This is a genomic window from Stenotrophomonas sp. 3diitr2024, assembly GCF_042136455.1.
GTDB lineage: Bacteria > Pseudomonadota > Gammaproteobacteria > Xanthomonadales > Xanthomonadaceae > Stenotrophomonas > Stenotrophomonas sepilia.
This window is the reverse complement of the sequence record NZ_JBHHMJ010000286.1, coordinates 1-2,622: the sequence shown is the minus strand read 5'-3', so window position 1 is coordinate 2,622 and position 2,622 is coordinate 1. Positions and strand designations below refer to the sequence as shown.

Sequence of the window (2,622 nt, the reverse complement as noted above, 5' to 3'; positions counted from 1 at the left end):
AGCTGCGCTACCTGGTAGCCATCGCCGACGCCGAGCTGAACATCACGCTGGCCGCCTCGCGCGTGCACGCCACCCAGCCCGGCCAACCCCCAGAAATCCGCTGTTCGCGGCAAGCCCCAGCCACGAGGGGGCTCCGCCGATGGCCGCCGACTGCGCGCCAGCGCCGCTTTCCGCCCAAATCGCCGAACCATGCGCTTGCTCACGGATTGACCACGCAATTGATGACAACGTTGTCCCCACCTGGTGCCGGACTCTCTCCCCGGCCTCCCAGGTGCCTCCGTCCGGCCCCTCCGTCGCCTTCCCGGGCGATGCCCGGACCTGCGTCACGCGCGGCGCCATCGGGGCCCGCGCGCCCTTTGATCGGAGACTCACCCATGTACGACCCGATTGTGCGCAGTGCCGAACGTTCGACCCGAAGCTGTCGTCCCCGCCGCCTGGCCTGGCTGCTTGCCTTGGCCGCCGGTGCCGCCGTCCTGCCCGGCCTGGCGCAGGCCGCCAGCTGTGCCGGGGTGGCCGAATGGGACCAGGCCAAGATCTACCGGGCCGGCGATACCCTGCAGAAAGGAGGCGTCCTCTATCGGGCGAACCAGGACATCTGGAACGCGCCGCCGGACCATCCGGCCGGCGCGCCCTACTACACCAACCTCGGTGCCTGCGATGGCAGCGGCACCAACCAGCCGCCGGTGGTCAGCCTGACCTCGCCGGCCAACGGCGCCACCTTCAGCGCCGGCAGCACGGTCAACGTGACCGCCACCGCCAGCGATCCGGACGGCAGCGTCGCCAAGGTCGAATTCTTCCGCGACGGCAGCACGCTCGGCGTGGCCACCAGTGCGCCGTATGCAGCCAGCTGGACCAACGCCAGCGCCGGCAGCCATACCCTGCGCGCGGTGGCCACTGACAACAACAATGCCACCGCCAGCACGGCGACGGTCACCATCACCGTCAACGCCGCCAGCGGCGACACCACCGCGCCGAGCGTGCCCGGCGGGCTGGCGGCCGGAACGCGCACTGCCAACAGCATCGCGCTCAGCTGGAGCCCATCCACTGACAACACCGGTGGCAGTGGCCTGGCCGGCTATGACGTGTACCGTAACGGAAGCCTGGTCGGTTCGCCGTCCAGTGCCAGCTATGTGGATGGGGGGCTGACCGCATCGACCACCTACCGTTACCGCGTGCGGGCGCGCGACAACGCCGGCAACGCGTCGGCGCAGGGCACCGAGATCAGCGCCACCACGCTGGCCGGTGACGGCGGCACCACCGGCAAGCGGGTCATCGGTTACTTCACCCAGTGGGGCATCTACGGCCGCAACTACCGGGTCAAGAACATCGACAGCAGCGGTTCGGCGGCGCGCCTGACCCACATCAACTACGCGTTCGGCAACGTGCGCAACAACCGCTGCGAAGTCGGCATCACCCAGCCGTCGGATCCGAACAGCGGTGCCGGTGGCGATGCCTTCGCCGACTACACCAAGGCCTTCAGTGCCGCCGAGAGTGTCAGCGGCAGCGCCGATACCTGGGACCAGCCGCTGCGCGGCAACTGGAACCAGCTCAAGCAGCTCAAGGCCAAGTACCCGAACCTGAAGGTACTGATCTCGCTGGGTGGCTGGACCTGGTCGCGCGGCTTCTCCAGCGCGGCGCGCCCGGAAAACCGCCAGGCCTTCGTTGCCTCGTGCATCGACGCCTACATCAAGGGCAACCTGCCGGTGACCGACGGTGCCGGCGGCGCCGGTGCGGCGCTGGGCGTGTTCGACGGCATCGACATCGACTGGGAATACCCGGTGGCCTGCGGCATCGAATGCGGCAAGCCGGAAGACAACGCCAACTTCACCGCGCTGATGGCCGAGTTCCGCCGCCAGCTCGATGCGGTGCGTCCGGGCCTGTTGCTGACGGTGGCGGTGGGTGCCGGCATCGACAAGATCCGCGTCACAGATCCGGCGGCGTACCACCCGTACCTGGACTACATCAACGTGATGACCTACGACTTCCACGGCGCGTGGGATGCGAAGACCAATCACCAGTCGGCGCTGTTCGATTCGCCGAATGATCCGTCCACCGGCGACCAGAAGCTGTACAACAGCAACGACGCCATCGAGGCCTTCATCAGCCGTGGCGTGCCCGCCGCCAAGCTCAACCTGGGCATCGGCTACTACGGGCGTGGCTGGACCGGCGTGGCCAATGCCAACAACGGCCTGTACCAGACCGCCAGCGGTGCCGCCCCGGGCACGTATGAAGCCGGCATCGAGGACTGGAAGGTGCTGAAGAACCTGGCGTGGCCGGGCTACACCGACAGCACCGCCGGTGCCACCTGGATCTACAACGGCAGCACGCTGTGGAGCTTCGACACCCCGGCCAACATCACCCGCAAGATGGGTTACGTGAAGACCCAGGGCCTGGGCGGCGCGTTCGTCTGGGAGTTCAGCGGTGACGATACGCAGGGCACGCTGACCAAGGCAGTCAGTGATGGCCTGAAATAAGGCAAAAGCCGGGGGCGCCATGCTGCGCCAACCGGGTGATTTTCGCAATCACCCGGAATGGGCGAGAATCCCTGTTCCATCCGCTGCAAACAGCCCGTGCCGATGCCGAAGAAGATCCAAGCCCGCAAGTCCGCCATCCATGGCAACG

The 2,622-nt window shown here is 67.6% G+C and carries 1 protein-coding gene and 1 pseudogene; both read left to right on the top strand.

Going from position 1 to position 2,622, the window contains the following annotated elements; translation table 11 throughout:
* Window positions 1-2: 2 nt before the first annotated feature.
* Window positions 3-101: pseudogene (locus ABGA94_RS06630) on the top strand (CysB family transcriptional regulator); the annotation flags it as partial.
* A gap of 273 nt (window positions 102-374) precedes the next feature.
* The gene (locus ABGA94_RS06625) at window positions 375-2,474 is read left to right on the top strand and encodes a glycosyl hydrolase family 18 protein (RefSeq protein ID WP_375366760.1); all 2,100 of its coding nucleotides are present in this window, start codon (window positions 375-377) and stop codon (window positions 2,472-2,474) included.
* Window positions 2,475-2,622 lie beyond the last annotated feature (148 nt).

Bases quoted from the DNA above. Each gene is read 5' to 3' on its own strand.
- ABGA94_RS06625 (WP_375366760.1), top strand. From the start codon at position 375: ATGTACGACCCGATTGTGCGCAGTGCCGAACGTTCGACCCGAAGCTGT.